This is a genomic window from Bacillus sp. JJ1773 (genome assembly GCF_036962035.1).
Taxonomy (GTDB): Bacteria; Bacillota; Bacilli; order Bacillales; family Cytobacillaceae; genus Cytobacillus.
This window is the reverse complement of sequence record NZ_JBALNX010000065.1, coordinates 225-24,812: the sequence shown is the minus strand read 5'-3', so window position 1 is coordinate 24,812 and position 24,588 is coordinate 225. Positions and strand designations below refer to the sequence as shown.

The window sequence follows — 24,588 nt, the reverse complement described above, 5'->3', positions numbered from 1 at the left end:
TAATGCAATTTACAAAATCAGAAGAGCTATATAAAAGGGCAGTAACGTCAATACCTGGTGGTGTTAATTCGAATTCGCGTTTTCGAAATCCACACCCTATTTATTACCAAAAAGGTGAAGGAGCATATCTAACAGATGTCGATGGCAATCGCTATATTGATTGCATCATGGGGAATGGTTCTATCATTCTTGGTCATAATGATCAAGAATTTAATGAACGAATCCAATATTACAGTACGTCAGGAATTGTTACCGGAGTGGAAACAGAATTAAGTATAAAAACAGCCGAGAAATTCCTTTCTCTCGTTCCTACAGCTGAGAAAATTCGTTACACCAATACTGGTACGGAAGCTATTATGCATGCAATGGCAATGTCAAGAACATATACAGGTAAATCCGATATCGCAGTCATTGAAGGAGCATATAACGGTTGGCACGATGCTGTCCACGTGAGTACTTGGCCAGATCTGCAAAAGGCGGGAGATAAATCCGAACCGAATTCACTTCCAGGTGCATCTGGACTAATTGAGGATGTGGTAAAGAGTACTCTTGTTCTTCCTTATAATGACCTGGAAACAGCTGAACGGTTACTTACTAAAAACAAACACCGAATTGCCGCTTTAATTATTGAACCAACTATGATTGATATCGGTTATATTCCAGCCAAAAAAGAATACTTACAAGGATTGAGAAAATTATGTGACCAATTAAATATTGTTCTTGTATTTGATGAGTTATTAACCGGATTTAGAGATTCACCTGGTGGTGCTCAAGAGTATTATGGAGTGACACCTGATTTGTCCTCATTTGGTAAGGCGATTAGTAACGGTTATATGCTAGCTGCTTTAGCAGGGAAATCAGCCATTTTTGAAACGGTAACACCTGGTAAAGGAACATGCTCTTTTGTTGGAACGTATAATGGCCATCAGCTTTCTTTAGCAGCATCACTGGCCTTTCTGGAGATTTACGAGGAAAGAAAAGTATTCCAGACGCTCCAAACTAAAACGGAAAAACTAATTACAGAGTTTGCTAATATCGCAGATAAATATCAAATAAAAGCAAGAATGCAAGGAAGAGGCGGACATTTCCATTGGTATTTTACCGATCAAGAAATCGTTGATTACAGAAGTGCAACCCAAAGCAAAAAGGAACATTATGCGAAGTTTATTGAAACACTTGCAGGAAAAGGTGTGTATTGTTCTCCTAACTACCTGCTTCATCATGCTATTTCAATGGCTCATACAGATGAAATTATTCAACAGTTAGTGGACTATATGGATGTCAGTCTGCAGCAAAATACTGGTATAAAAACGGGTTCATAAAGGGGGAGGGATTCGTGAGCACGAACATCCTAGAAGTTAACAATTTAAAAACAACATTTTTTTCTAAAAAAACTCCCTTCAACGCAGTAGATGGAATTTCGTTTCATGTAAAGAAAGGGGAGACACTAGGGATTGTCGGTGAATCCGGTTGCGGGAAAAGCGTTACCTCACTCTCTATTATGGGACTCGTTAAACCACCTGGAACAGTATCTGGCGAGAAGATTGATTTTAATGGAATCAATCTTCTTGATTTACCAAAAAAAGAAATGAGAAAACTACGCGGCAATCAAATCAGTATGATCTTTCAAGAACCTATGACATCACTCAATCCAGTCTATAGTATTGGTGACCAAATAGGAGAATCCTTAAAAATTCATAAAAAACTTAAGAAAAAAGAACGAAAAGAAAAAGTAGTAGACTTATTAAAACTAGTTGGAATTCCCCGTCCTGATGAAATATACCATAGCTATCCTCATCAACTATCAGGTGGAATGAGGCAAAGAGTTATGATTGCAATAGCTATGGCGTGTGATCCTACATTAATTATTGCCGATGAACCTACAACAGCGTTGGACGTTACGATTCAAGCACAAATACTTGATCTTATGAAAGACCTCCAAAAGAAGAAAGGCATGTCCATGATTCTTATCACACATGATCTAGGAGTAGTATCAGAGGTTTGCGACCGATTGGTTGTCATGTATGCTGGAAAAATTGTTGAAACGGGATCTGTAATGGATGTATTAACCAACCCTTCCCATCCTTATACAAAAGGATTATTAGCATCACTTCCTAATAAGGGGCAGAAAGAAAATCGTTTAAACTTTATCCCAGGGCAAGTACCTGCCCCAGTGAATTGGGGCAAGGGATGTCGATTTTCTGATCGTTGTTCTTATGTTATGAATGAATGTCATACACAAATGCCCCCATTAATGACAGTAAAAAGTGGTCAAGAATCAGCTTGCTGGCTAGCATCAGAAGCGTGGCGGAGGGATACAAATGACATTATCGAAACTGCAAAATAACGAATGTTTATTAGAAGTATCAAATGTAAAAAAGTATTTTCCAATTAAAAAGGGAGTTTTTTCTAAACAGGTTGGAGCAGTCAAAGCAGTAGATGATGTTTCTTTTCAAGTTATGAAAGGAGAAACACTTGGAATTGTGGGTGAAAGTGGTTGTGGTAAATCCACTATGGCTAGATTAATTGTCCGGTTGCTTGAGGTGACGGAGGGTAAAATTAATTTAGAAGGAAAAGATTTAACAACCATTTCGAAAAATGAAATGCGAGCAACTAGAAAAGATATTCAAATGATATTTCAGGACCCATACGCTTCTCTTAATCCAAGATGGACTGTTGAAAGAACCTTGTTAGAGCCGATGAAGGTTTATAATATCGGATCTAGTATAGAAAGGAAAGAAAAAGTATTTGACTTAATGAATAAAGTTGGATTAGACCCTAGCTACACAAAACGCCATCCTCACGAATTTAGTGGCGGACAGCGCCAAAGAATTGGAATCGCAAGGGCATTAGTGTTGAATCCAAAACTAATTATTGCGGATGAACCCGTTTCTGCACTTGATATATCCGTTCAAGCGCAGGTTATTAATTTAATGCAAGATCTCCAAGAACAATATCAATTAACCTACATGTTCATTACTCACGATTTGTCCGTTTGTGAACATATTTCAGATCGTGTGGCCGTGATGTATCTTGGGAAAATTGTCGAACTTGCAAAAAAAGAACACTTATTTTCTAATCCACTTCATCCCTACACGAATGCCCTTATTTCTGCTGCACCAGAAGTAAATGCTATCCAAAAGAAGGAAAGAATTATCTTAAAAGGAGATGTTCCAAGCCCTGCCAATCCACCAAAAGGATGTGCGTTTCATACAAGATGTGCAAATTGCATGGAGATTTGTAAAGTAGAAACGCCAGCACTGACTAAAATAGAGCCAGGACGGTTTGTTGCTTGCCATCTATATCAATAATAAATGGAGTGTAACTATGAGATTATCCATTTCAAATAAAGAAATTATTTCAAGGCAAGAGAGGTTTTGGAATAAACTGAAACAACAAGAACTAGACTGTGCTATTCTTTTTAGCCCTACTGACATCTTTTACTTAACGGGATTTTATTTTTCTCCAACGGAACGGCCAATTGCCTTTTTTATTGATCATTATCAAAAAACCCATTTATTTGTGCCCTATTTAGAGGAAGCTCATGCTGAAGATTTTTCAGTCCAAATCGATTTTGTTCATTCCTATCCTGAATACCCTGGAATAAAACATCCGATGGAATATTTTAAAGAGGAATTAATTGCAGCAGGATTTCAAGGGAAAAGAGTTGGAGTCGATAGTATAGGCTATGGCTCACCCGCGGGCTATCGTGGTCCGACTATTGATCAGTTAATACAAGCGAAGGTTTTTAAATCCATTATCGAATTTGTTCCTGAGTTAAGGTCCATCAAATCCAAAGAAGAGATAGAATTAATCAATGAGTCCTGTAGATGGGGAAACTTAGCACATCGTTTACTCCAAAAGTACTCTAAGCCAGGGGTGAGCGAACTCGAAATAACGAGTAGAGCAAGTACTGAGTCAACAATATCTATGATTGAAACTTTAGGACCAGACTATAAACCGCATGGCGAAACTGCTTTTGCTCTATTTCGGGGACAAGTTGGAGAAATGTCCGCCTATCCTCATGCTGTTACACAGAATGCTATATTAAAATCAGGAGACACGTTAGTGACTGCGTCTTCAGCAAGTATCTGGGGATATAAAAGTGAATTAGAAAGGACTATGTTTGTCCAAGATGTAAGTAAAGATCAAGAAAAGTATTTTCAATTTATGTTCGAAGCACAAGAAGTGGCTTTCAAACACATTAAGCCAGGAAAGCCAGTCTCATATGTTGAGGAGGCAGTTCAGTCCTATTTTCATGAGAATAATTTAACGGAATTAACACGCCATCACACTGGCCATGCGATCGGTTTATTATTTCATGAATCACCATTCTTCGATCTGGGTGACCACACAATGATGAAACCTGGTATGGTATTTACAGTTGAACCTGGGATATATGTTAAAGGGATTGGAGGATTCCGACATTCTGATACTGTTCTTGTAACTGAAGATGGGATGGAAATGTTGACATACTACCCGAGGGGTTTAGAGTCTTTAATTTGTTACTAATTTTAGCTACCACAAAAGACAACTCAATATTTTTTTAAGAAGGAGGTAGTTTCCACCAATAGGGGAAATTACCTCATTTTTTATCTAAACTTATTCATTGTTAAAATTATTTATCATTCAACTAATGGACATTTACAATTCAATTCATCCGGATTATCTGTCGGGTTCTGCATTCTATATGCAACGAGAAGCATTTAATGTAATTTCGAAATTGAAAGATGCAGCCGGTCATTTTTATATGCAGAATGGATTTGTCAACGGTAAACTCACATATACGCTTTTTGGAGCCAAAGTTATCGTAACTAATTCTCTTACTGCTACAAATCCAATTGTATTTGGAAACGTAGGACTAGGATACGGAATATGGTCAAAGGTGAGTCGGGTCACCAAATGGTAAAATGGTAACAGACACTAAAAATGCTTTGGATGTTACTAAAATGGTCGTCTATGACATGTATTGTGACGGAGCAGTATTTAACTCAGAGGCACTGGCTAAATTAACAGTAACTGATTAGCTATAAATATTTATGCTTAATGTTTCACAAATTTTGAGAGTAGATTATTATTGCCGTGAGCACGATTTGCAATATGATGAGCAAACCTATTACATTACCTTTTACTATGACCAGGATGATTCGCTTGGTTTGTCAGAGATTAATAGATCGTCTAGTTTAAGTGAACGGGCCGTACTGCTGTATCAGATTTTCAAGGATGCTGACGCACTGGATCGATTCCGTCTAGGCCAATGATGCTTTGGATGTAAATTTTCTGTGGACCGAAGAAGCACATCGACTTGTTGACTTTGCAAAAGAACTCTTGCGTAAAAGTAGTGAAACTAATGCATAAAAACATTTATTTATCGTGAGCAAGTCCGACGGTATTTTTATAGGATACTTTATAGTAGTAAGTAATTTCATAGATGACCAGTATTATTGAAAAACGGTGTGGATTTAATCTACAGCGTTTTTTAGGTCTTTAGTATTTGAAGGATATGTAAAAGCGAGACGAAGGACTAGGGTATATTATCCTAATTTATCCAATTTACAGAAAGTTAATATTATGTCAACAGATTAATAACAATATGCTTGTATGCTAGCTTTGACTTCGATCGATTTGTGTCGAAGGAAAATAATAGAATGGAGAGTTGATAGAGTGATATCCGTACTGAAAGAAAACAAATCTTTGCGTTGTTTCTTTGTATTTTCCCTCGTGTTACTAACGGTACTTTCAAACTTAAGTCCATATGTAGGAACAGCGGTGGCGGAAGTAGCTGAAGCACAGTCAGACGAGCTTTTACTGGACAGAGGAAGTGTATGGAAATATCTTGATGATGGAACCGACCAAGGTAGAGCATGGAAGGAAAATGATTTTAATGATAGCGAATGGAAAAATGGAGCTGCGCCATTAGGCTATCCAGCAAGCGAGAAGCATGGAACTTTTGGTAACATCGCAACGATCATTGATTATGGAGGCGATTCGCAAAACAAGCATGCAACATCTTATTTTAGAACGACATTCGAAGTAGAGGATTTATCAAAAATCAGTACTTCAGGTGTAATCACAGCTGGCATTGATGACAGTGCTATCATTTACCTGAATGGAAAAGAGATTGCTAGATTTAATCTTCCAGAAGGTGAAGAGATTAAATTCGATGACTATGTTCAGGATTTTGGATTAAATGATGCAAGTGAAATTAATGATAAAATATTTAATTTAACTGATGAACAAATGTCCTATATTGTAAAAGGTACGAACGTACTTGCTGTTGAAGTTCATCAGGACAGACCTTCTAGTTCAGATGTATTTTTTGATATGGAATTTAAATCAATTTATGTAGATCCAACTGTTTATGATGCATCTTATATTTCTTTTGCACCAGGGGCTGATGAAACAAAGTACAATTTCTCATGGTATTCTCCACAAACAGATGTACCGGGTGTTATTGAGTATGCAAAGGTCAAAGATGGTAAACCTGAAACTGCAAAAACCGTTACAGCAACACTAGCACCAGCATCTTCAGGATACCAAGCAAATGAAGTGACCATAACAGATATTGAAGGTTCTTCAGAATATGTCTATCGTTTAGGCGATGGCAATGGAAAATGGTCAGAATCGTATAGCTTTAAAACACAAAAAACAGATTCATATAATTTCCTATTTACGGGAGATCCACAAATCGGTTCTTCAGGTAATATTGGCAAAGACACTGAGGGATGGGTAAACACGTTAAATAAAGCAATTGAAAAATTCCCGAATACAAGCTTTATTCAATCAGCAGGGGATCAAGTAAATGATGCAAACTCAGAAGAAGAGTATGCAGGATTTTTTGCACCAGAACAATTGAAACAATATCCAACTGCAACAACAATTGGTAACCATGATAACTCAAGAGCCTATGAATATCATTTTAATACACCAAATCAAAATCCAGCTCTAGGTAATTCAAATAATGCAGGTGGAGATTATTATTTTACATATGGCGATACGCTTATCATTAACTTGAACTCAAATAATAAGAATGCAGCTGAGCATACTCAGTTTATGGAAGAAACAATTGAAGCGACAAAAGATCAGGATTTCAAATGGAAATTTGTTGTTTTCCACCATTCCATTTACAGCGCAGCAAGCCATTCTTTAGAAGCAGGCATTATTAAATTAAGAGAAGACCTTGTTCCAACGTTTGATAAATTAAATATTGATGCTGTACTAATGGGACATGATCATTCTTACGTAAGAACATATCAAATGAAGAATCTTCAACCATTGAAGAACCAAATGATTGCCGAAGATGGCAGTGTGATTAATCCAGAAGGTACATTGTACTTAACCGCCAACTCATCAAGTGGTAGCAAATATTATAATTTAAAAGACCCTGAATTTTATTCAGCAGACAGATCACAATTAAGAGTACCAACATTTACGAATATCGAAGTAACGCCAACGAGTCTAGCTTTTACGACTTATCGTGTAGATACAATGGAAGTAACAGATTCCTATAAAATCGTTAAAGATCCTTCGATTGAAGTTGTACTTCCAGCACTTGAGTCAGTTTCTCTTGTAGCATCTAGTAATGTGGTCCCAACAGAACCGTCAACATTCTATCCAGAAGTTTCACTTAATGTAACGGGTAAAAATGTTGATGGTGGCGTGTATGATATTGCTTTCGAAGCCATTACGTATAAAACAAGCCCAGAAGGTGAACTTTCTATTTCCCAAGATGGCAAGGTAACAGTTGGAGAAGGTGCCGAGCCTGTAAAAGTACAAGTATGGGCTGAAGTAACAAATGAAGGAAAAACCTTTGAAACAGAAAAAGTAACCATTCAAATCGTTGAGCATGCAGAACAAACTATTTTCGAAAAATGGAGTAATTGGAAGTATCTTGATGATGGATCTGATCAAGGTACAGCATGGAGAGCACCTGACTTTGATGACAGTAGCTGGAAGAGCGGTGTAGCACCACTTGGATATTCTGCATCAGAAAATCGCCCAATGTTTGGTAGAGTGAATACAGTAATAAACTATGGCCCAGATGCAAGTAATAAAATTCCAACTTACTATTTTAGAACAACATTTGAAGTAGAAGATTTATCTAAGATTGGTGATGTTGGTCATATTAACTTCGGGATTGACGATAGTGTCATTCTGTACTTGAACGGACATGAGATTGGCAGACACAATCTACCAGAAGGCGAAATTGGATATGACAAGTATTTATCAGATTTATCGGGATCAAATGTTGCTGATGAAAGTAGATATGAAACATTTACATTAGACGCAGCAGATTTAGCTCATTTAGTTGAAGGAACAAACGTATTAGCGGCTGAAGTTCATCAGGACCGTCCAACAAGTTCTGATATTTACTGGGATATGGAATTTATTACATCAGTAAATAAAGAAACGAAGGAAGAGTCTATTGTTCCTGAAAAAATATATGATTATAAAAATTACAAAACTGGAAAACTAATGATTCATGATCCAAGTGTTTCAATCACACTTGATGAAAAATCAGAAATCAAAAATGGTGTTGTATTCACAGGTGAATATGCAGAATTCCATGGGGAAGGATTTGCATACACAATAGTTACGATTAAACCTAAAAATAAGTATAATGGTACAATTGTTGATTTTAAAGGAACAAAAATTTCAAAAGTCATCATTGAGGGAGATAAGGTTACAGAAATTAGAGGATTTGAAAATGTTGCTGAATTTGAGTATGTCAAGGGAGCTAATCCAGAGAATATCAAGTTTATAGACTAAAGAATAATGGAGAGCGGGAACGCTCTCCATTATTTGTATTATGCGGTTTTTTTCTATTGTAAGATAGCAAAACAAATTGTATCGATTACCGAAGCCTCAATGGTCTCCGTATCAGGTAAAGGATAAATAGATAAAGGTTTTCGCTAATTTTGAGTTAAAAACTGTTTTCTGGAATCAAAGCCGAAACGGATAGAGTTTCAGTATCAGTATCAACTTTACAAGCCTAAGTCCTTCATGTATCATTTGAATTGAACTATTTTGCTGATTTTTCAGAAAACAGGAGGAAGATAAATGGAGGAGCGAATTTTGCATTTAATTCGTAAGAGAAAGCAGTTGATGGCGCCTGCTTTGGCTGTTGCATTACTGTTTTATTTTTTGCTTCCTTTATCTCTTACTTTTATTCCTAATGTGATGACTCGGCCAAGCTTTATTTTTAATATTTCTTGGGCATGGTTGTATGCATTTTTACAAATTCCGATGACATGGTTCTTCTGTTGGTTTTATCATAAAACAGCTAAAAACATTGAACGACAGATGGAAGGTATCGATAGGGAGGAATCGCTTTGAATCCTACTTATTTTTTATTTCTTATTTATATCATTGTTTGTACATTGATTATTACATATTGGGCAGCCAAGCGAAGTAAAACAACTAATCGGTTTTATATTGCTGCAGGGACGTTAACAGGTTTTCAAAATGGAATGGCTATAGCTGGCGATTTCATTAGTGCAGCCTCCTTTCTCGGTATAGTTGGGATGGTTGCAATTCGTGGCTATGATGGTTTTTTATATTCCATTGGCTTTTTAGTTTCTTATCTTGTTGTATTATTTTTAGTTGCTGAACCTATACATCGTTTAGGTAAATATTCCCTTGGAGACGTAATTTGTTCCCGATTTCCAAGTGAGAAGATGCGTTTAATTATGGCATTTTGTACATTTATCATTTCCATACTATACATGATTCCTCAACTTGTTGCTTCAGGATTTTTACTTCGATTACTGCTAGATATCGATTATTCTATTTCAGTCATTGTGATTGGGGGATTAATGACGATCTATGTGGTTATGGGTGGGATGATTGCGACTTCTTGGGTACAGATTGTGAAAACCGTTCTTCTTATGTCAGGAACATTTCTTCTCACACTTATCGTTTTTTCTCATTTCAATTGGGATGTTGCGAAGTTAATTGAAGAAGTAAAAACAGGTACGCCTTTAAGAGAGAGTTTCTTCCTCCCTGGAAATTTATTTGATAACCCATTGGAATTCCTTTCGCTGCAACTTGCTTTAGTGCTTGGGACTGCAGGATTGCCTCATATTTTAATACGCCTATTTACGGTAAGTAATACATTTGAGGTTCGCAGGTCACTAATAAGCGCAACATGGATTATTGGGATTTTTTACTTAATGACACTCGTCTTAGGCCTTGGGACTGTCGCATTCTTAGGATATGATTCGCTAATGGTACTTGACCCTACTGGAAATTTAGCTGCACCATTACTTGCTAAGGCGGTTGGTGGTGACTTCTTGTTGGCATTTGTTTCTGCGATTGCCTTTACAACTATTGTGGCAGTCGTTGCAGGGCTTGTTATTTCCGCCACAACTGCTTTTTCCCATGATATTTTCCATCATATTTTGAAAAAAGGGAAATCAACAGAAAAGGAGCAATTGAGGGCAGCACGGTGGTCGGCATTGGGAATCGGATTGATTTCCACCTTATTTGCGTTAAATTTGGAGACCATTAATGTAACTTTTCTCGTTTCGATGACATTTATTGTTGCCGCATCAAGTATTTTCCCGGTTCTTTTATTAACTATTTATTGGAAGCGCTTTACTCAAGTGGGGGCCATTACGGGTATGTTTACTGGTCTAGCTGCTTCTTTATTATTCGTTGTTTTAGGTCCTTACATTATGAATCCAGATGATGGATGGATTAGAGGAGAGGCTGTGTTTTCTCTATATAATCCAGGTATAATAACAATTCCAATGGGCTTTCTAGGTGCATATTTGGGAACCATTCTTTCAAGTAAGCAATCCGATTCAATAACAGAATTTAACAAGTTTTATATACAATCGCAGACCGGCATTTCTTTAAGGGGAGAAAAGAAATGGAAAGCTTAACGATTATTTTATTCGAACGTTTGGGACTACTTCTAATTATTGCATTTGTGATGACACGGACCCCTGGATTCAGGTCATTGGTTTACCGGAATTATAGTGTGAAGATGTCGCTCGTTCATGCATTAGTGTTTGGCTTATTTGGAATAGCTAGTACGGTTACAGGGATTGTCATACATGAGGATGGAGTCATCAGTCATCAGTTAGTTATTTTTCCAGTAGAGGATCATCACTTAATTGTTAGCATGAGCCTTGTTGCGATTGTGATTGCCGGTTTATTAGGTGGTCCGACACTTGGTTTTGGAGCTGGGGTCATTACTGGGATTCATCTATTGTTTCTTGGCGGTGTTGGGGGAATGGCGAATGCCCTCGTCAACCCTATTTCAGGTTTACTGGCAGGGTTAACAGCAAGATTTTTTTCCAACGAACGTGTTATCTCTCCGCTGAAGGCTCTATTTATTGGGGTTTTTCCCCCGATTTTACACATGCAATTATTTCTTATTATGTACACAGATCGACTAGATATGATTACACTTGTCAATACGATTGGCTTACCACTCGTGTTATCGAATAGTACAGCGATTGCCATTTTTACAGCGATGATCGGAATTGTTTTACGCGAACAAGAAAATGAGGCAGCGCTAGCATCGAAACAAGCATTAACCATCGCTAAAGAGGCACTTCCATTTTTAAAAAAAGACTCACCTATTGACGTTGCGAATGGCTTGGCAAAATTATTATATAGTCGCCTTAGACTTGCTGCTGTTTCCATTACAGATCAAAAGGAGGTATTAGCCCATAAAGGATTGGGTAAAGAGCATCATCATTTTGGGGATGCAATTACGGCTCATCCAGCACAAATGTCGATTAAATTGAAAAAGATCCAAGTTACACACGTGAAATCAGATTTAATGTGTACTCATAAAAATTGCAGCCTTGAGGCAGCTATTTTCATTCCTATAATAGAAGATGATAATGTAACGTATCTTATTGCTTTCTATTTCCGTAAAGCAGAGCATATTTCTCCTGTTGAAATGATGATGGCACAAGGGCTAGGACAACTTATTTCAGATCAATTGAACATGCTTGGGGCGGAAAAACTAAAGGCACATATTCGAGATGCAGAGTTAAGGAATTTACAAGCACAAATCAATCCACACTTTTTGTTTAATACCCTTCAATTAATTGCCGGTTTGTTTCGGGAAAATCCATTGAAAGCTCGTCTCCTAACACTGCAATTAGCAAGCTATATGAGGTTTAATTTACGCTTAGTATCGAAATCATTAGTTGAACTAGAAAAAGAGTGTGAACATGCTGAAGCCTATACTTCTATTATTCAAGAACGATTTAAAGCAAGATTACAAATTGATTTTATAAAGCCAGCTGATCTTTCAAATATTTATATTCCGCCATCGAGCATTCAACCATTGATTGAAAATTCGGTTCAACATGGTTTAAAGAATGTAACAGATGGTGCAAAGATTGAAATTTTGATAGAAAAAGAGAATGGGAGGCTTGCTGTTCTAGTTCGGGATAATGGCAGCGGTTTTCCTCAACATATTTTACCGATTGTAAGTCTACAGCCATTAGTAAGTCATAATAATGGTGGGACAGGTATTTATAATGTGAACCAACGATTAGTCCATTTATTAGGAGATTCGGCGAGATTGCATATTCGAAATTTATCCCATGGGGGAAGTGAAGTGAAGTTTTCGATTCCAATTTCAAATCAATTTGAAGAAAAGCAGGTGTTGGGATGAATATTCGAGCGATGATAGCTGAAGATGAAATGATGGCGAGAAAGGAATTGCTATATTTATTGAAGGAAGAGAAGGGAGTTATCCTCACTCCACACGCGGAAACGGGGGAACAATTAATTGAGTTATATTCTGAACATCGGCCTGATGTTATTTTTCTTGATGTAGAGATGCCGGGTTTAACAGGAATCGAGGCAGCCCAATATATTTTGAAACAGGAGCCAGCCACTATTCCCTTATTTGTGTTCACCACTGCGTATGATGAATATGCAATGGATGCTTTTGAAGTAGAAGCGGTTGACTACTTATTAAAACCATATGACGAGACGAGATTTCGAAGGACGATGAACCGAATACGCAAAAGTATAATGAACCGAAAGAATAGTAGTGAAGAAACGGAAAAAAAGGTACAAACTATTGTATCAAAGATGTTAATTGATGACGGAGAACGGATGGTTGTAGTCTCACCTGATTCTATTTACTACGCCGTACCAAATAAACGACTTTTAGAGATTCATACTGAGGATAAGGTTATTATGAGTCGGATGACTTTACAAGATTTAGAGGACCAGTTGGCAGGTCATTTATTTTTTCGAGCACATCGCAGTTACTTAGTAAATCTAAATCACGTTTTAGAAATAACCCCATGGTTTAACGGAACAAGCAATTTAACTCTAAAAGATAAAAATCGAACAAAAATCCCTGTAAGTCGTTCTGCAAGTAAATCCATTTTTGATATCTTTAAAGGATAAGTTGTTCAATACGACAGGTTTACAACCATTCACCAGTCATACATAACCATTCACCCTGTGTTTTCAACCGTTCATCCAATTTCAATTTATAGAATATTTAAAAAATATATAATTGTCTATAAATAGAAGGAAGGAGATGGTTGATTTTGGCTCAAAGGGAATTAATTACTGAGAAAAGTGTAGATTATGTAAAGGTTACAAGCAGTTCACAGTTTAAACAATTTTTGAGCAAAAAGAATAAATTTTTAGTACCGATGACTATATTTTTTATGATTTTTTACTTTTTATTGCCAATTTTCACCTCTTACACAACATTTTTAAACACCCCAGCAATTGGAGATATTTCTTGGACTTGGATTTTTGCGGTTTCACAGTTTGTGATGGTTTGGGTGATAAGTTCAATTTATGTAAAAAAAGCAGCTTCCTTTGATAAAGAAGCCGAACAAATCATTAATGAGCAGATAAGATAAGGGGGAATGGTAGATGGATCCGATTGTAGTTGTTCTTTTTCTCGCAATCGTTATTCTTACATTAGTTATTACTTATATTGCAGCAAAACAAACAAAATCTACCGGAGATTTTTATACGGCGGGTGGGGGATTAACGGGATGGCAGAATGGATTAGCGATAGCTGGAGATTATTTATCGGCGGCATCCTTCCTTGGTATTGCAGGGATGATTGCTTTAAAAGGGTTTGACGGATTTTTCTATAGTATCGGATTTTTGATTGCTTATTTAGTTGTATTATTGTTAGTTGCAGAGCCATTGCGTAACCTCGGTAAATATACATTAGCCGATATGATTAATTCTCGCTTTGATGCGAAAAAAGTAAGAGGGGCTGCTGCTCTTAGTACGATTACCATTGTTCTTTTCTACATGATTGCACAGCTTGTTGGTGCAGGTGCACTTATACAGCTTTTATTCGATATCCCTTATTGGATAGCAGTGTTAATTGTTGGGGTTATGATGACGATTTACGTTCTATTTGGTGGAATGATCGCAACGAGTTGGGTACAGATTACAAAGGCTGTCCTTCTGATGGCAGGGATGATCATCATCTCCTTCTTAGTACTAATGAAATTTAACTTTAATATAGGGGCCATGTTTACTGAAGTAAAATCGGCAACTAGTCATGGCGAAGCCTATTTAAATCCGGGACTCAAATATAATAATCCTCTAGGAACGCTTTCATTAATGCTTGCCTTAGTTCTCGGAACAGCTGGTCTTCCACACATTTTGATGCGCTTTTTCACGGTAAAAGATGCGAAAACTGCCAGAAGCTCGGTTATTACAGCAACTTGGACGATTGGGATTTTTTATATTTTAACATTATTCCTTGGCTTTGGGGCTGCAATTTATGTCGGGGAAAGTGAGATTCTCGCAGCAAATCCTGGCGGAAACATGGCTGCACCGCTACTAGCTCAGGCAATTGGCGGGAATATCTTATTTGCATTCATTTCAGCGGTTGCATTTGCGACAATCTTAGCGGTAGTTGCTGGCCTCGTATTATCAGGAGCATCTGCATTTGCACATGATATTTACGGCCAAATTATTAAAAAAGGAAAGATAACAGAGAAAGAGCAAATGCTAGCTGCACGCTATGCAGCATTAGGTGTGTCTGTTATATCCATATTATTATCATTAGGTGCACAATACTTAAACGTAGCCTTCTTAGTTTCTTTAGCATTTTGTATCGCTGCAAGTGCAAATTTGCCAGTAATTTTATACACAGTATATTGGAAGCGCTTTAATACTTCGGGTGCAGTTTGGGGAGTTTTTTCCGGGTTGATCTCAGCATTAATTCTCGTATCGATTAGTCCTAGCGTATTCTCACCAGTTGAAGGGGCCGCTCTATTTGTAGGAAACCCAATCTTCCCATTCGATAATCCTGCACTTGTTAGTGTGCCATTAGGCTTTCTCGGTGGTTATCTCGGAACTATTTTTTCGAAAGAAAATGATTATAAAAGGTATGCTGAAGTCTCTGTCCGGGCGCATACAGGTTATAAAAGTGCGGAATAAATGTGCATTTGAAAATCGCTTTATTGACATGGGGAGTCAGTAAAGCAGGAAAAGCAGATAATTTAGGGGGATGAGATAGATTGGTAATGAACAAAGAGACTAGTTTTGAAGAAAAAGTAACAAAATATCCACAACTGCCACATGGGGGGAAATTAGTTAACCGCGTTTTAACTGGAGAAGAACGAGATAGAGCAATGGAGCGGGCAAATCTGCTTCCATTTATAATGGTTGATTTAGAGGCTGTCATAACGCTTGAAATGATTGCTACAGGTGTACTATCTCCAAATGAAGGGTTTATGAATGAAGCGGACTATAAATCAGTATTAATAGAAGGGCGCCTATCAAATGGACTTGTTTGGCCTGTGCCGCTAAGCTTCGCACCTGTTGGCGACAGAAATAAGCATGTGATTCAATCTCTATCGGTTGGAGATGAGGTCGCATTAGTTGATGAATCGAAGGAACCTGTAGCTATATTAAAGTTAGAAGATATTTTCGATTATGACCGAAACTTCCGCGCTCAGCAGCTATTTGGTACGACTGACCGCAGTCATCCTGGTGTCGATTCTATCTATCGAAGGATGGGTGATACTGCATTAGCTGGGCCGATTCAGTTACTTCGCCGAGTCCATTGGGGGCCATTTGAAAAAATACGAATCGAACCGAAAGATACATGGAAACTCTTTTATGAGGAGAAAAAATTTAAATCGGTTGCTGGCTTTATTACAGGTGCAAATCCTTTGCATCGCGGTCACGAATATATTCATCGCAATGCACTTGAGGAACTGGATGGATTATTTGTTCAGCCGTTAGTTGAGATGGCAAAGCGTGAATATACAAGACATGAATACCGTATGTTATCCTATCAAGCTGTGCTTGATACGTATTATCCAAAGGAGAGGACCATTCTTTCGCCATTGCGTGTGACCTACATTTTTGCTGGTCCTCGTGAAGCAGTTCTCCATGCACTCATTATGAAAAATTACGGCTGTACCCATGCTTTAATTGGCCGAGACCATGCGGGTGTTGGTGATTATTATGATAAATATGCAAGTCACACGATTTTTGATAAGTTTACGAAAGAGGAGCTAGGAATTGATATTCGGTTATTTCATGAGGTGTTTTATTGCACGCGCTGTGATAACCCGGCAACAGAACAAACATGTCCTCACGATGAGCGCTATCGAATTAATATTTCTGGAACGGGTATCCGTGAACTGCTGCGGTATGGCGTTTTACCGCCGAAGGAAATTGTAAGACCAGAATCTGCCCGTATTGCCATGCAAGGTGTGCAGCCTAAAGGTGTCGATGAGGAAGGGCTTGCAATTGCACCTGTTGGAAAAACGATAAAGTCTATTTTTCCTTATTATCTACATTCTAAGGGAATTGGCGGTTCCAAACGCAAGCGCCCTTTAGTGGTGGATGAACTAACGATAGAAGATTTAGAAGCAGCCATTAAGGATACACGCGAAAATGCGGACCGTGTGTATAAGGAGATTTATGAAGAATTCAGTCATGTAACGGATCAACTTCGTTCCGTGCAGCCGGAGTGGGTTTCGGAAGCTAGAGAATCAATTTATCGTCAACAAGAAATGGTTGTAGAAAACTTGAAAGAAAAAGTGGAAAGAGCAATGGAAAAAGCATCTGATGAATTTTTGTATCAGGATAAATCAGAAGCAGAGCGCGAACTAGAGGTAGCGAACAGGTTATTAGAAGATATTCCTGCAGCTTTGCGTAAAGCGGATCTCGAATATCGAACATGGAATCCGCTTCCATATAGACGGTATAGGGGTAGTGATGAGGAATAGATTGTTAGAATAATATGGTTCGGATTTATGAATGACCTTTCCAATAATGGAGGGGTCATTTTTTATGGTTTTAACATCTTTTACAAAGTTCAAACTTTTATAAAAACACCTATTGACTCTACACTTTATTTGTTATATGGTTAATCACATAAGTAACTAACCAATGTGGTGGTGAGGATATGAAACAATTAATTGACGATGGTCGGCCTATATTTCTGCAAATTTTGGAACGGATTGAGGATGACATCATTGAAGGAGGAATGGCGGAAGAAACACAGATTCCATCGACAAATCAATTTGCCGCATTTTACAAAATTAATCCTGCAACTGCAGCGAAAGGTGTTAATTTATTGGTGGATGAAGGTATTTTATATAAAAAGCGGGGGATTGGGATGTTTGTTGCAGAGGGAGCACGTGAAAAGATCATAAATAAACGGAAGGAACAGTTTTTTGAGCAGTATATCATCACGATGATCCATGAAGCAAAGAAGTTAGGGATTACGTCTGATCAATTGACGGATATGGTTGGAAAGGGGATGAATAGTGATGAAAAGAATCGTTGAGGTTAAACAACTTGATAAATCATACGGGGAATTTAAGGCGCTTGAAGATATAAATTTTATGATTGAGGAAAATAAAATTTACGGATTACTTGGAAGAAACGGTGCTGGGAAAACAACTCTAATGAAATTATTGACTGCTCAAGAGTTTCCTACGAGTGGTGAAATAAAAGTACATGGCGAAAATCCTGTGGAAAACAGGAGAGTATTAAGTCAAATTTGTTTTATCAAAGAAAGTCAAAAGTATCCGGATAATTTCACTGTAAATGATATATTAAAAGTTTCAAAGTCACTATTTCCAAATTGGGATGAGGATTTTGCCTACTCCTTAGTTAATGATTTTAATCTCCCTTTAAAAAGAAAGCCCAAAAAACTATCAAGGGGAATGCACTCAGCGGTTGGGGTTGTCATCGGCCTTGCTAGCAGAGCGCCGATAACGATTTTCGATGAACCATATTTAGGACTTGATGCAGTTTCAAGAGGTTTATTTTATGACAAGTTGATGGAAGATTACGCAGAATATCCACGTACTGTCATATTATCAACTCATTTAATTGATGAGGTAAGTAATTTACTTGAACATATTTTAGTCATTGACAAAGGTCGATTAATCATTAATAAAGAGGCAGAAAATTTACGTGGTCTTGCCTATACGGTAACTGGTCAAGCAGCAAAAGTGGAAGCATTTGTGAAAAATAAGGAGGTCATCCATCGGGAGCCTTTTGGCGGATTGCTCTCTGCAACAGTTATTCAAAATAAGAACAATATGGATCGACATCAAGCAGAAGCTAGTGGACTAGAAATTTCTCCAGTGTCCTTACAACAGTTAGTAGTCCATTTGACAAAAGGAAAATCTACTCGTGAAGGAGCGATTGTCCAATGAATATTAAAGGTGTTCTAATAATGTATTCAAGAGATAAATGGGGATGGTTTTTAATACCAAATATTATTCTCTTTTCAGTATTCCTGTTAAATTTTATCATCAGTCTGTTTATTTCAAGTGAGGATAAAATGTATACTGGCGGGGTTTCATACATTTTTTTCTATATGCTAGTCGCGGGAATCATGGTTGTTGCGCAAACATTTCCTTATGCAATCGGAATGTCAATAAGAAGAACAGATTATTTTCTTGGTACTGTAGTAATGGGTGTCGCTGTCAATACATTGTATGGAATCATGTTAGTATTTCTGTCAGCCATTGAAAATGCAACAAATGGGTGGGGAGGTCTGCTCCATTTCTTTCACTTTCCCTATTTGAATGATGGGACACTTTTGGAACAATTGATAATATATATTATCCTGTTAATAAATATATTTTTTAACGGATTGCTAATATCCAGTACAGCACGTCGCTTTGGTGGAAAAGGCCTCGTAATTGCGATAATTTCCGTATTATTGATTTCAAGTGTTGCTGCCCTGTTAGCAACTTATTATGGTGTTTGGATGGATATTTTTCATTGGTTCGTAAAGTTTACTGCTGTTCAAATTGCTTATTGGCTCATTCTTCCAACAATATTATATATGACGTTATCATATGTGTTATTGAAAAGAGCAACAGTCTAATTGTTTGGGAATCTACTGCATTCAAGTAATAAAGACTCGTCAATCATTAAAAAATATGATCATATCATTAAAATAGTGTGCAGAGATATTGTTCATGTTGTATAGTACAAAAATATTTATTTCCTGTTTACCGTCTTCAGACGAGAACTTAAGTAATTTCAACGTCTTTCTACAAGTTGTAGAGAGGCGTTTCTTGTTTGTTTTTTTTAGCTTAATTTTTAACATGACAGTATTACTATTACTCGTGCGGTGATCGATTTAGAGCCGATTCAGCAGATACAAGTAGGACTAATAGAAATAAACAAAAAATTCCAAAATAGGTATTGTAAAATGAACCTCTTGTCATTTATAATTAAAATTAATGACACGAGGTTCATTTATTTAATGGAGGTGCAGCAGGTTATGCCGAAAGTAAGCGAAGAACATAAGGAGCAAAGGATACAACAGATATTAATGGCCTCAATGGAGGTGTTTAAACGAAAAGGATATGAAAAAGCCACACTCAAGGATATTGTTGAAGAAGCAGGGATGAGCCGGGGATGGATTTATTTATATTTCAAAGATAAGATTGAAATATTCGAAGCCCTACTGAATTATCTGGATGAACAACTGGATGATTCTTTATCACTCACTAACTTGAAAGATCAGTCCGCATTCGAAAAGCTTAGAAATTTTTTAGAAAGTAATAAATTAATTTTTCCTACAATTGATGAAAGTATTTATCCAGCTATTTATGAATTTTGGATATCAAGCTGGAGAGAACCAAGGGCAAAAGAGTTTTTTTTGAATCGATACGATAAAACTGTTCAGTTATTTTCAAATTTGCTCCATGCAGGGATAGAACACGGTGAATTTCAGCTTTCTATTCCAGCAGAAGAGGTTGTAAAAATCATTATGTCCAGTATGGACGGAATTTTAGTCCACAGTTTGGCATTTGGCGCAGAGAAAATGGATGCTAATAAACAAATTGATAGTTTGCTGCAAAGAGTTGAAAAGTTATTGAATATATCCTAATTCATTCTTTTAGGCAATTTCAAGAAGTAAAATATCTTCAATAGGGTGATTGCTATATTTACGTTAAATAGTAAAAGAAATAGAACAGTAGTTTTATTGTCACCCATATTCATTATTTTCATCGTCCATTGGATTGCAACCATAAGTTATCAGTATATTCCTGATTATTGCTGGATGATAACGGCAGCTTCCTATTGGGGTTTAACCGGATTAATGAAATTATTGTTCGTACCGGCAGAAGTATATAAGGATTGGCTGAAAAAACCAGTCTTTATAAAAAAATGGCTATTGTTCGGGCTATTGATTGGAATTTTCCCTGCTGTTGGCATTTTACTTCCAAATGTAAATTTACTGTTAGAGTATCCGCATATAACACTGTTTTTGCTTTTATTTGCCCTTATCAATCCATGGTTTGAGGAAGGCTATTGGAGAGGATTATTGCTGGATGCAGGGGAGAGTTTCCCTAGACGGGTAACTATTATGTATTCAACTCTATTATTTGTATTAAGTCATCCATTTATGTGGGGAGTCTTTTCTATAGCGAATCGTCCTTATCAAATGTATATTAGCTTAGTTGTAATGGGAATCATCTGGTCACTCATCCGTTATAGAACGAGTAGTTTAAGGTGGAGTGTTTATTCCCATATGCTTGTTGATGTAGGAAATTTATCTGTATTTGTATTTTTAAATTTGTATATTCCTCCCGGGATGTCATAAATCTTATTTCTACTAAAGCAAGGAATTTTCCATGTATACCCTGCAAATGTATCTTTCATTTACAATTTTTGCATTAGCTGTAACATACTCCACAACCGTACGTGGGGTAAGCTGTGCAGAGGACTGACGTTTTGGTTTTTGTTATGGAAAGGTATATTTATTCAAAAAAAGCAGCTGACAAATACGAGCTATTTTTGCCAGCTGCTTAACTTATTTAGGTACTTTCTTGACTACCCCTTTTAATTTAACATTAACCCTCATTCAATTCTTTCAATTTCGCCTTTGAAGGTGTCCTATAATCTACATATCCCTTCATATTCGTCACATAGTAACCGCCGCCGAGCCCATATTGGCCGCCGAATTTATCGTCTTGACGGTAGACGCGGTATTGCTCGCCTGGCTTAAGGATCCTTTCAAAGACAAGCTTATCGCCTTCGCGCTTCCAGAGGTTAATTGGTTTTGTAATAGTGACTTTCCCAATTTGTCCTTTTTTCATTAATAAGCTGTCCCAATACACCATTTTCGCAGGACTGCTTGGCTCCTGTGGCTTACTTATCACTTCTTTAATTTCACCTGTTTTCACCCATTGGGCAATATCCGAAATGAATTCCTGTGGAACATTACCTTGTGTCATGTATTCTGTCATTCCGTCTATTTGGCCCTTAAAGTTAACAAGCATGTGGAACATATCAGGATAGAGTTTGTAATCTACGTTGTCACGGTCTTTTAGCGCTTTTTTCCAAGCATCTAATTCTGAAGAAGGTACTTGAATATCCTTTCCTCCTTGAAGAAGTAAGGTAGGAACTGATTGTTTTTTCGCAAGCTCGGCTGGAACGAAATCACGAAGATCAAACCACCAGTAAGATGGCGTAAACTGGAAATTAGCCGGTAAATTGTCAGCTGAATATTGGGGGTCATCCAATAAAGAAAATTGTTCCTTGAAGAAAGCCACGCTGGCTTCAGCAGCTTTTACCTGCTCAGCAGGTACGTTCATATCCTTTGCCCTCTGTAATTGCTGCTCAACCTGCCAGATCATGAGTTCATGGAATTTCCCAGAAGGGCCGGCTGCTCCAATAACCCCTTTAATATCTTTGTTCTTGTCATTATCGATAATCATTGGAAGGGCAAAAGCTCCCTGGCTGTGGCCAAATACAAAGATATTTTCAGCATCAATTTCTGGCATAGCCTTTAATTTTTCTACAGCTAAATTAGCATCAAGTACTGTTTCATCCTTGATAGTAAACTTCGGTGTTAAATAGCTTTTAATCGCATGGGAGTATGTTCTTTTGTCATAACGCAGGACAGCTACACCTTCATTCACGAGTCCTACAGCCATATCACGAAATGGCTTTAATGAAGCAAACGTTTCATCCATATCATGTGCCCCAGAACCATGAACAAGGACGACAACAGGAAATGGACCTTCTCCTTTTGGCACTGTCAAAACTCCCGGAATGGTGAATTCTCCATCTCCAAAAACTACCTGCTTTTCAGTATAATTTTCTGGATGATTGTAGGAAGGATTAAGATATTGCCCTGGTACAGCGTATGTATTGAAAAGCATGTCGTCAATCTGCCCAGCATCGTTTAATCGCAAAACAAGCTCGTACACACCTTGATCAGCTGTCACTGTGAAAGCGGCATTCGTGTGCACTCCATTCTTTTTGATATCTTTTAACGTGATTTCTTTTGTTTTTCCAAATTGTGCTTCTGTTAGGCCTGCAATAAGGGTTGGCAGCTGTTCCTTTGCTACTTTTGCTTGAAGGCTGTTACTTAAGTGGCCGTATGCTTTTTCCCAATCCGTAGTTTTAAAAAGATCAGCATATTCCTTTGCCTTTTTTTCAAAATTGACTTCGTTAATGTTTTCCGCTGCTGAGACCTGATGTTCGGACAAAAGTCCGCCTGCAATTCCTGATAAACCAATTGAACCGGCGAGTGCTAGCTTTCCAAGCGAAATCATAATCTTATTACCCAATGAAATTCCTCCTCTATTTTTAATTCTATTAATAATACGAATGAAAGAGCAGAAAGTTCACATTTTAAAAAAAATATTAGATTGGTAACACCTGCGATGGCTTCTTTGAAATCCTTTACAGCCTTCAAAGGATTGTTTTCTTCGTCTTGGTCATAGGTGAATCTTTTTCAGCAAGAATAAGCCAGTTTAATAATGGGGAGGATGAAAATAGTATAGAAAAGTATGGGATCCGAAATTTGAAACTTTTCTCTCGAGAAAAATAATTAAGAATTATTTTTTATTTTTTAATCCTTAAAAAAAATGTTAAAATAAACCCTTGTGGTTTGTACAAATTAAACTTCTAGAAATAACGACACCATTGGAGGAATTATGAAATACGTTATAGCTTTGTTTGGACTGCTTGTTGTTTTGGGACTAGCTTATTTAGCAAGTAATAATCGGAAAGATATTAAGATCAAACCAATTATTATGATGATTGTTATCCAACTTTTATTAGCGGGATTATTGTTAAATACGAAATTTGGATTTGTATTAATTAAAGTGTTTTCAGACGTCTTTAATAAATTATTATTTTATGCGAACAGTGGAATATCATTTGTTTTTGGAGGCCTTGCAAACGAAGGTGAAATGCCATTTTTTCTAAATGTTCTGCTTCCAATCGTATTTATTTCGGTATTAATTGGTATTCTCCAATATTTAAAAATACTTCCTTTTATTATGAAAGGAATTGGGTTCTTGTTAAGTAAGGTAAATGGTATGGGAAGGTTAGAGTCGTATAATGCCGTTGCATCAGCAATGGTTGGTCAATCAGAAGTATTTATTACGGTTAAAAAGCAACTTGGCCAACTGCCGGCCAATCGCTTATATACATTGTGTGCATCAGCCATGTCAACGGTTTCAATGTCCATAGTTGGAGCTTATATGACGATGATTGAACCAAAATATGTGGTTACCGCATTGGCACTGAACTTATTTGGAGGATTTATTATTGCATCCGTAATTAATCCGTATACTGTGGAATCCAACGAAGATATACTTATTATTCAAGAGGAAAAACAAAGCTTTTTTGAAATGATAGGTGAATATATAATTGATGGGTTTAAAGTAGCGATTATAGTTGCTGCCATGTTAATTGGTTTTGTTGCATTAATTGCTGGAATTAATGGCGTTTTTGAATTAATTTTCGGTATTTCGTTCCAGGAGATCATGGGATATATCTTTGCACCTTTTGCATTAATTATGGGGGTTCCATTATATGAGGCTGTTCAAGCAGGCGGTATTATGGCGACAAAGCTTGTGACAAATGAATTTGTAGCTATGATGGATTTAGCTAAAATGCAGGAAAGCTTTACCCCTCGAACACTAGGAATTATCTCAGTATTCCTTGTCTCATTTGCAAACTTTTCCTCTATTGGAATCATTTCAGGAGCTGTAAAAAGTTTAAACGAACAGAAAGGAAACATAGTTGCCCGGTTTGGGTTGAAGCTATTGTTTGGAGCAACATTAGTTAGTGTTTTATCAGCAGTAATTGTAAGCATCATTA

At 37.2% G+C, this 24,588-nt stretch carries 20 protein-coding genes and 1 pseudogene; 20 read left to right on the top strand and 1 reads right to left on the bottom strand.

What is annotated here, in order from left to right:
• Positions 1–2 precede the first annotated feature (2 nt).
• From V7127_RS19185 to V7127_RS19095, 19 genes are all read left to right on the top strand, one after another.
• Positions 3–1,322 carry an aspartate aminotransferase family protein gene (locus V7127_RS19185; RefSeq protein WP_335488653.1) on the top strand — a complete coding sequence of 440 codons (1,320 nt, stop codon included), beginning with the start codon at positions 3–5 and terminating at the stop codon, positions 1,320–1,322.
• 14 nt (positions 1,323–1,336) lie between these two features.
• On the top strand, positions 1,337–2,347 hold the full coding sequence (locus tag V7127_RS19180; protein WP_335488651.1) for an ABC transporter ATP-binding protein: 1,011 nt from the start codon (positions 1,337–1,339) through the stop codon (positions 2,345–2,347).
• Positions 2,322–3,311, top strand: a complete 990-nt coding sequence (locus V7127_RS19175; RefSeq protein ID WP_335343734.1) for an ABC transporter ATP-binding protein — start codon at positions 2,322–2,324, stop codon at positions 3,309–3,311. Before V7127_RS19180 ends, V7127_RS19175 begins: the two co-directional genes overlap by 26 nt.
• A 16-nt stretch (positions 3,312–3,327) precedes the next feature.
• Positions 3,328–4,512 (top strand): M24 family metallopeptidase, encoded by a 1,185-nt coding sequence (locus V7127_RS19170; RefSeq protein WP_335488648.1) that lies wholly within the window; start codon positions 3,328–3,330, stop codon positions 4,510–4,512.
• A 124-nt stretch (positions 4,513–4,636) separates the two neighbouring features.
• A complete protein-coding gene (locus V7127_RS19165) occupies positions 4,637–4,909 on the top strand; it encodes a phage major capsid protein (RefSeq protein WP_335488645.1) in 273 nt (90 codons plus the stop codon).
• 130 nt (positions 4,910–5,039) lie between these two features.
• Complete coding sequence (locus tag V7127_RS19160) at positions 5,040–5,261, top strand: hypothetical protein (RefSeq protein WP_335488642.1); 222 nt, start codon at positions 5,040–5,042, stop codon at positions 5,259–5,261.
• Between the two features lie 460 nt (positions 5,262–5,721).
• A complete protein-coding gene (locus tag V7127_RS19155; protein ID WP_335488639.1) occupies positions 5,722–8,769 on the top strand; it encodes a metallophosphoesterase family protein in 3,048 nt (1,015 codons plus the stop codon).
• Positions 8,770–9,060: 291 nt separating this feature from the next.
• Positions 9,061–9,336, top strand: coding sequence for a DUF485 domain-containing protein (locus V7127_RS19150; RefSeq protein ID WP_335488636.1), 276 nt, complete (start codon positions 9,061–9,063; stop codon positions 9,334–9,336).
• Complete coding sequence (locus V7127_RS19145; RefSeq protein WP_335343740.1) at positions 9,333–10,886, top strand: solute symporter family protein; 1,554 nt, start codon at positions 9,333–9,335, stop codon at positions 10,884–10,886. The genes V7127_RS19150 and V7127_RS19145 overlap by 4 nt, the downstream gene beginning before the upstream one ends.
• Positions 10,874–12,643: a LytS/YhcK type 5TM receptor domain-containing protein gene (locus tag V7127_RS19140; protein WP_335488633.1), complete on the top strand. Its 1,770-nt coding sequence runs from the start codon at positions 10,874–10,876 to the stop codon at positions 12,641–12,643. The genes V7127_RS19145 and V7127_RS19140 overlap by 13 nt, the downstream gene beginning before the upstream one ends.
• Positions 12,640–13,392, top strand: coding sequence for a LytR/AlgR family response regulator transcription factor (locus tag V7127_RS19135; protein WP_335343742.1), 753 nt, complete (start codon positions 12,640–12,642; stop codon positions 13,390–13,392). Before V7127_RS19140 ends, V7127_RS19135 begins: the two co-directional genes overlap by 4 nt.
• Positions 13,393–13,538: 146 nt before the next feature.
• Positions 13,539–13,862 carry a DUF485 domain-containing protein gene (locus V7127_RS19130; protein ID WP_335343744.1) on the top strand — a complete coding sequence of 108 codons (324 nt, stop codon included), beginning with the start codon at positions 13,539–13,541 and terminating at the stop codon, positions 13,860–13,862.
• Between the two features lie 13 nt (positions 13,863–13,875).
• Positions 13,876–15,411 carry a solute symporter family protein gene (locus V7127_RS19125; protein WP_335343743.1) on the top strand — a complete coding sequence of 512 codons (1,536 nt, stop codon included), beginning with the start codon at positions 13,876–13,878 and terminating at the stop codon, positions 15,409–15,411.
• 86 nt (positions 15,412–15,497) lie between these two features.
• Positions 15,498–17,216 carry a sulfate adenylyltransferase gene (locus V7127_RS19120; protein WP_335343745.1) on the top strand — a complete coding sequence of 573 codons (1,719 nt, stop codon included), beginning with the start codon at positions 15,498–15,500 and terminating at the stop codon, positions 17,214–17,216.
• A 179-nt stretch (positions 17,217–17,395) separates the two neighbouring features.
• Positions 17,396–17,779 carry a GntR family transcriptional regulator gene (locus V7127_RS19115; protein ID WP_335348256.1) on the top strand — a complete coding sequence of 128 codons (384 nt, stop codon included), beginning with the start codon at positions 17,396–17,398 and terminating at the stop codon, positions 17,777–17,779.
• Positions 17,763–18,659: an ABC transporter ATP-binding protein gene (locus V7127_RS19110; RefSeq protein WP_335354515.1), complete on the top strand. Its 897-nt coding sequence runs from the start codon at positions 17,763–17,765 to the stop codon at positions 18,657–18,659. Before V7127_RS19115 ends, V7127_RS19110 begins: the two co-directional genes overlap by 17 nt.
• Entirely contained in the window at positions 18,656–19,339 is a 684-nt protein-coding gene (locus V7127_RS19105; protein WP_335348254.1) for a hypothetical protein, read from the top strand. The genes V7127_RS19110 and V7127_RS19105 overlap by 4 nt, the downstream gene beginning before the upstream one ends.
• 402 nt (positions 19,340–19,741) lie before the next feature.
• Positions 19,742–20,353, top strand: a complete 612-nt coding sequence (locus tag V7127_RS19100; protein ID WP_335488630.1) for a TetR/AcrR family transcriptional regulator — start codon at positions 19,742–19,744, stop codon at positions 20,351–20,353.
• 96 nt (positions 20,354–20,449) lie between these two features.
• Complete coding sequence (locus tag V7127_RS19095) at positions 20,450–21,070, top strand: CPBP family intramembrane glutamic endopeptidase (protein ID WP_335488626.1); 621 nt, start codon at positions 20,450–20,452, stop codon at positions 21,068–21,070.
• Positions 21,071–21,320: 250 nt separating this feature from the next.
• Here the strand turns inward: V7127_RS19095 and V7127_RS19090 are convergent, their stop codons facing one another.
• Positions 21,321–23,045: an alpha/beta hydrolase family protein gene (locus V7127_RS19090; protein ID WP_335354639.1), complete on the bottom strand. Its 1,725-nt coding sequence runs from the start codon at positions 23,043–23,045 to the stop codon at positions 21,321–21,323.
• Between the two features lie 369 nt (positions 23,046–23,414).
• Between V7127_RS19090 and V7127_RS19085 the strand changes: the two are divergent.
• Positions 23,415–24,588 (top strand): annotated as a pseudogene (locus V7127_RS19085) (NupC/NupG family nucleoside CNT transporter); the annotation flags it as partial.